The organism is Amycolatopsis sp. NPDC104863, from assembly GCF_055582965.1.
The window spans coordinates 614149-620709 of sequence record NZ_JBVJOW010000001.1 but is presented as its reverse complement, the minus strand read 5'-3'; the positions used below and the strand labels follow the sequence as shown (position 1 = coordinate 620709).

Genomic DNA, 6561 nt, shown 5'->3' with positions numbered 1-6561 from the left:
CACTTTTGCCCCCCCTTCTCCCCTGGGGCCCTCTCTCACCCCCCCCCCCTCCCCCCCCCCCCCCCCCCCCCCCCCCCCCCGCCCGGACGTCTAACCTCCCAACGCCAGCGCCACGGCTCCCAGCAGCGCCGCGTCCTGGTCGAAGCGGGCCGACACCAGCTCCGGCGGGAACGGGACCGCGTGCGCGAGCCGGTCCGCCAGCGCCGGCAGGAGGACCTCCGCCGAGCGGACCAGCCCGCCGCCGACCGCGATGCGCTGGGGGTCCAGGGCGATCGCCAGGTTGGCCACGTGCATCGACAGCTCGTCCAGCGCCGCCGTGACCAGTTCCTTGGCCTCGGTGTTCTCCTTGGCCAGCGCGAACAGCTCGCCCGCGGTGACCGGGCGGCCGAGCAGACTGCTCGCCCGGCCGCCCAGCCCACGCCCACCGACGGCTTCCTCAAGCGGCGCCGCTCCGCTTGCGAAGCCCTCGGTGTCCTGCGGCGAGAGCAGGTTGTACCCGATCTCGCCCGCAGCTCCGTTGGCGCCGGTCAGCAACCGGCCGCCGACCAGCACCGCCGCCGCGATGCCGGTGCCCAGCGAGAGGAACACCGCCGGGTCGGCCCCGGTCAGCGCGCCCCAGCGCCATTCCGCGAGTGCTGCCGCCTTCGCGTCGGTCCCGACCGAGATCGGCACGGCCCGGAACTCCGCCGCCACCAGCTCCGCCAGGTGCAGCTGCTCCCAGCCCGGCACGTTCGGCGCGAGCAGGATCCGATCCGGCAGCACGATCCCCGGGCTGACGACGCCGATCGCGGTGGGCACGGCGCCCGCGTCGGCCAGGAGCCCCTTGGCCCCGGCGAGCGCCCGCACGACCACCTGTTCGGCTCCCGCCTGCGCGTCGGTGTCCAGCCGGCAGGTGGCCAGCAGGTTCCCGTCGTGGTCGGCGAGCCCCAGCGCCACCTTCGTGCCGCCGAAGTCGATCCCGAGAATCACTTCGCTACTCACTCCGCAGCCCCTCCTGTCCCCCGGACCACGATCCGGCCGGTGTTCACTCCGTCGACGCTGATCACCGGCGCGGCGCCACGCAGATCGGCCGCCTTGTACGTGACGGTCAGCGTCTGGGACTGGCCCGGCCACAGGGTGATGTCGTTGTCGTCCCACAGCGCGTTCACGAGCTGGTTGTCCCCCGGCGCCTCGCGGCCGTCCGGCGTGCCCCGACGAGCGTCGGCCCGGAGGAAGAAGGCCGCCCCCGGAGTCTTCGACGTGTTGGTGACGGTCACCGTGGTGACGAGGTCACCGCCGTGCGCCCGAGTCCAGGCGACGGCGCTGACCTGCGACTTCGGCAGGTTCTGCAGGGCCTGCAGGTTGCTGTACTGCGACAGCGTCGCCTGCGGGTTGCCCAGCGTCTTGCCCCAGTCGACGACGTCCTTCTGCGTGGAAAGCCAGTAGACGTTGCGGTCGACGACCTTCCCGCCCTGCTTCACCTGCAGCTCGACGAAGTAGACCTGCGCGGGCGCCGGCGCCTTCGTCTCGGCGGGCACCTTCGGCTTGAGGACACCGGTCTTCACGCCCTGCGAGCCCAGCGAGAGGCCGGACGCCGTCTGGTCGTCGAGGACCTTGCCCGCGGTGTCGAGCACCCGGGCCTGCACCGAAAGGCCGTTCTGCGTGCCCGCGCCGAGGTTGTCCAGGGTCACGGAACCGTTGTCGTAGCCGTAGATCGCGTGCAGCGGCTTGTTCGCCTTCTTGGCGCCGAAGAACGCGCCCGCCTGGTCGCCGTCGTCGTTGTAGAGCGACCACAGCAGCGTCGGCCAGCCCTTGTTGAGCTGCCAGTAGACGACGCCCGTCGCGGGGTTGTTCTTGTCGGTCGAGTGGTGCAGGAAGCTTTCGAACTGCGAGCGGGTGTTCTCGTAGTTCGCGATGTTCGCCAGGTCCACATAGGACTTCAGCGAGCTCCACTTCCCGTACCGCTGCTGGATCGACTGGTCCAGCGTGTAGAGCGTGCCGAACGCGTAACCGCCGTGGTCGGGCTCGAAGTTGGCGTGGTACTGGTTGTACGCCGGGTCCTGCCACAGCTTCGCCTGCTCGGTGGGCGAGAGGAACCGCTTGATCGAGTCGAGCGTGGGCACGGTGTGCCCGGCGCTCTGCTCGCTCGCGAAGCCCCACGAGCCGCCCGCGTTGGTGCGCGAGGAGTCCTCGGCGTCGAAGTGCGAGGTGTCGTACCAGTAGGACGGCGGGACCCAGTCGTACGGGCCCTCCTTCTCCCCGGACTGGCCGAGCGTCGGCGTGCTCTTGTACTCCGCCGAGGCGATCACCGGCACCTGGAAGTCGGCTTCCTTGAACGCCTTCAGCGTCTCGGACTCCTGGCGCGGCACCGGCTCGTTGTCGCTCCAGCCGTAGTTGAAGACGCTCGGGTGGTTCCGCTCCATCTGCGCGATCGTGTACGCCGAGTCGTGCATGATCCGGTAGTCGCGCTCGGTCAGTGTCGAGGCGTCCTCGGGCTGCCAGGCGTCACAGCACAGGAAGCCGCCGATCACGAGCAGCCCGGCGCGGTCGGCCTGGTCGTAGAAGTCCTGCGGCATGTCGTGGCCCTCGAGCCGGACGCCGGACAGGCCCATGTTCTTGATCAGCGCGATCTGGTGCGCGGTGTCGGCCTTGTCGTAGCGCAGGAACAGGTCCGGCGCGAAGCCGCCGCCGCGGAAGACGAAGTCCTTGCCGTTGATCGTGAACTGCCGCGCGCCCTCGGGCAGCGGCGCGGACTTGCCGACCAGGCGCGAGGTGACCGTGCGGATGCCGAAGGTGCTCTTCGACGACGTCGACAACGTGCCGTTCTGCGAGACCGCGGTGGTCAGCGTGTACAGCGGCTGGTCACCCATCGAGTAGGGCCACCAGACCTTCGGCCTGCTGATCTTGACCGGCGCGAACGTCACGGTCTTCTTCGTGTTCGCCGGGATCGTCACGCGCTGGTGGACGACGATCGCCGCGCCCGAAGGCGGGGTGATGGTCGCGGCGACGTCACCGGTCTGCGGGGCCGCCGCGTTGTTGGTGACGTCCACCTTCGCCGTCAGCGAGGAGCTGGACAGGTCGGGCGCGTTGTCCTGCGTGACGTGGGCGTTGTCGCCGGTCAGGGCGTCGGACACCTGCAGGGTCGGCGGGAACTGGATGCCGGTGTTGTTGTCCGGCGGGATCTGGCCCCAGTCGACCTGGTCGAGGGTGTACATCTTCAGCGGGTCGTTCGGGTAGACCTTGATCGCCAAGGTGTTCTTGCCCGGCTTCACCAGCTTCGTGACGTCGAAGGTGTGCCCGGCGAACGCGCCGCTCACCACGTCCTTCGTCGCGACGAGCTTGCCGTTCACCCAGACGTCGCCCTCGCCGACGATGCCCGGGATGGTCAGCTTGGCGCTCTGGCCTCCCCGGATGTCCGGCGTGAAGTCGGCGCGGTACCACCAGGGGTCGGAGAACGGCTTCGTGACGACGGGGCCGAGCTTGTCGACGTACCCGAAGCACTTGCGCATGTTGTCGGAGACGAAGACGTCGGGGCACTTGCCGTTCTGCACCAGGGCGTTGATCTCGGTGCCGGGCGCGCCCGCGTCGTCCGGCTTCACCGGCAGCCAGCCGCGGGTGCTGTAGCCGGGGGTGGAGACCTTCTCCCCGCCGTCCTTGACGTTCGCCGTGGTGAGCACCTGCCAGCCCTGCGCGCCGATGGTGCTGAGGCCGTGGGGCTTGGCGATCTCCTGCTGCGCGGGCTCCTGGGCCGACGCCGGCGCGGTCACGCTCAGCACCCCCGGCACCAGGATCAGCGCGGCGATCGCCGCGAGCTTCTTGGTCATGCCTGAGCCCCTTCGGTCTCGGCGGAGGCGAAGGCCTCCTTGATCTCCTTGGGTCCGAACGGCCAGGTGTGCTCGGCGCTGGCGTAGATCAGGTACGCGATCGCGCCGACGGCGATCCAGCCCAGCGACAGCCCGATCGAAAGCCAGGTCGCGGAGACGTAGATGTAGACCCAGCCGACCAGCGCGACGATCGTCGGCACCGGGTAGAGCCACTGGCGGTACGGCCGCTTGAGGTTCGGCTGGCGCCGCCGCAGCGTCACGATCGCCGCGACCTGGGCCAGCGACTGGATGATGACCAGGGTGGCGACGGCCGCGTTGATGACGTCGGTCAGCGTGAACAGCGAGCCGATGATCGTGATGGCGCCCATGGTGAGCACACCGGCGGTCGGCAGGTTCAGCTTCGGGTGCAGCTTGCCGAACATCGACAGGAACACCTTGTCGCGCGCGGCTTCGAACGGCACGCGCGAGCCGCCGAGCAGGCCGGCGAACACCGAGCCGATGGCCGCGACGACGATGAAGACGGTGACGATCTTCGCCGTCGTGGTGCCCCACGCCTGCTCGAGCACGCTGGAGGCGACCGAGGTGGCGGACTTCAGCTCGTCCAGCGGGATCGAGCCGAGCACTCCGACCTGCAGCAGGAAGTAGAGGCTCATGATGCCGACGATCGAGAAGAGGATCGACCGCGGGAGCGTCCGGCCCGGCGAGCGGACCTCGCCGCCGAGGTAGGCGGTGGTGTTGTAGCCGAGGTAGTCGTAGATCGCGATGATCAGGCCGGCACCGAGGCCGCCCCAGAACGTGCCCTCGCCGGCCGAGCTGAACGCGCCCGGGGTGAAGGCGAACGCCTGCGCGCCGCTGAAGTGCGTGAACGCGGCGACGACCGTGGTGAGCACCGCGACCAGCATGACCACGAACAGCACCGTCGTCAGCTTGCCGATCTGGCCGATCTTGCGGAACAGCGCGGCGACGATGACGAGCGTGACGCCGACGCCGATGATCTTGCCCAGCGCGGTGGTCCCGCCGTCGTCGGTGACGCCGGAGATCAGGTAGCCGAGGTACTGGACGAGGCCGATGATGCCGGTCGACATGATCAGCGGGATGAACAGCACCGCGCTCCAGACGAACAGGAACGGCATCAGCCGCCCGGTGCGGTACTGGAACGCCTCGCGCAGGTACAGGTAGGTGCCGCCGGCGCCCGGCATCGCGGCGCCGAGTTCGGCCCAGATGAGCCCGTCGGCCAGCGCGACGATCGCCCCGATGACCCAGCCGAACATCGCCTGCGGACCACCCATGGTGGCGACCATCGCGGGGATCGTGACGAACGGGCCGATACCGCACATCTGGGTCATGTTGATCGCGGTGGCCTGGAGCGGGCCGATCTTGCGTTCAAGGCTGGGCTGCGCGGGCCCGGGTTCCCCTGAACGAGTGGGTGAACTCACGACGTGCCTCCGTCCGATAGTTAGTAAAGTTTCTTAACATAAAACGAGGGCACTCGAAAGAGTTCCATGGATAAACTTGCGGCAACTCAGGAGGATTCGTGGGACAAAACGGGCCGCAGGTGGGAACCCCGGCGAGCATGCGGGCGCTGAACCAGCGCCTGGTGCTGGACCGGCTGCGCACCCAGGGCGAAGCGACACGACCGCAGATCGCGACCGACACGGGGTTGTCGAAACCCACGGTGGGACAGGCGCTCCTCGATCTCGAGCAGCACGGATTGGTCCGAACCACCGGGCGCAGCCTGTCCGGCCCGGGCCGGGCGGCGGTCGTCTACCAGGCGGCGCCGGACGCGGGGCACGTCGTGGGCGTCGACATCGGCCGCCGGGCGATCCGGATCGCCGTCGCCGATCTGGAAGGCAGCATCGTCACGCGACTGGACGAGCCCAACCGGTGCCGTTCCGCGAGCGCGCTGGTGCGCACCGTGAGCGAATCCGTCGAACGCGCGGTGGCTTCGGCCGGGCTGAGCCCGCACGAGGTCGTCGCGACGGTCGTCGGCACCCCCGGGGTCCCCGACCCGGCGACCGGGACGGTGCACCGCGCGCCCAACCTGCCGGGCTGGGAGCGGCGCGGGCTGCTGCACGAGCTCGTCTCGGCGCTGGCCGTCGCGGGTTCGGACGTCGTGGTCGAGAACGACGCGAACCTGTGCGCGGTCGGCGAACACGCGCTGGGCGCGGCGCTCGGGGTCGACGTGCTGGTGTGCCTGACCGTCGGCACCGGCATCGGCATGGGCCTGCTGGTGCACGGCAAGCTCTTCCGCGGCGCGCACGGCGCGGCGGGCGAGATCGCCGACCTGCCCTACGGCCCGCTCGCCGGCAGCGCGACCACCCACCGCCCGGGCCCGGTGGAGACGGCGGCGTCGGGCCAGGCGATCGTCGAGACAGCCCACGAGCTGGGGCTCACGAAGGCGCGTTCGGCGAAGGACGTCTTCCGGCTGGCCCGCGCGGGTGACGAGCGGGCGATGCGCGTGGTCGAGGACGAGGCGGAAAAGCTGGCGTACGTGGTCGCGGCGGTGACGGCGGTGCTGGACCCCCGGCTGATCGTGCTGGGCGGCGGCGTCGGCGGCAACGCCGATCTCCTGGCCGACCCGATGCGGCGCGCCCTGGCCGTGACGATCCCGGTGGTCCCGGAGATCGTGGCCGGCCAGCTGGGCGAGGACGCCGTCCTGGCGGGAGCGATCGCGACGGCCCTGGGCACGGCACGGGAGCTGGTCTTCGACCGGCGGGGGCTGAGCCGGGCGGCCGGCGAGGCCTAGCGGTGCCGCTCG

The 6561-nt window shown here is 70.2% G+C and carries 4 protein-coding genes; 1 reads left to right on the top strand and 3 read right to left on the bottom strand.

Features of this window, described 5'->3' with window-relative positions; translation table 11 throughout:
• Window positions 1-90: 90 nt before the first annotated feature.
• The 3 genes from ACZ63J_RS02935 to ACZ63J_RS02925 are packed head-to-tail and all read right to left on the bottom strand — an operon-like array spanning window position 91 to window position 5239.
• On the bottom strand, window positions 91-981 hold the full coding sequence (locus ACZ63J_RS02935) for an ROK family protein (RefSeq protein WP_465404809.1): 891 nt from the start codon (window positions 979-981) through the stop codon (window positions 91-93).
• Window positions 978-3803: a glycosyl hydrolase 2 galactose-binding domain-containing protein gene (locus tag ACZ63J_RS02930; protein ID WP_465404807.1), complete on the bottom strand. Its 2826-nt coding sequence runs from the start codon at window positions 3801-3803 to the stop codon at window positions 978-980. Before ACZ63J_RS02930 ends, ACZ63J_RS02935 begins: the two co-directional genes overlap by 4 nt.
• Window positions 3800-5239 (bottom strand): APC family permease, encoded by a 1440-nt coding sequence (locus tag ACZ63J_RS02925; RefSeq protein WP_465404806.1) that lies wholly within the window; start codon window positions 5237-5239, stop codon window positions 3800-3802. Before ACZ63J_RS02925 ends, ACZ63J_RS02930 begins: the two co-directional genes overlap by 4 nt.
• Window positions 5240-5376: 137 nt before the next feature.
• On the opposite strand from ACZ63J_RS02925, the gene ACZ63J_RS02920 reads away from it, so the two are divergent.
• A complete protein-coding gene (locus ACZ63J_RS02920) occupies window positions 5377-6549 on the top strand; it encodes an ROK family protein (RefSeq protein ID WP_465404818.1) in 1173 nt (390 codons plus the stop codon).
• The last annotated feature ends 12 nt before the right edge of the window (window positions 6550-6561 follow it).

What these genes read in the sequence shown, in the direction of transcription:
- ACZ63J_RS02930 (WP_465404807.1), bottom strand. Translation starts at nt 3,803, where the DNA reads ATGACCAAGAAGCTCGCGGCGATCGCCGCGCTGATCCTGGTGCCGGGG.
- ACZ63J_RS02920 (WP_465404818.1), top strand. Translation starts at nt 5,377, where the DNA reads ATGCGGGCGCTGAACCAGCGCCTGGTGCTGGACCGGCTGCGCACCCAG.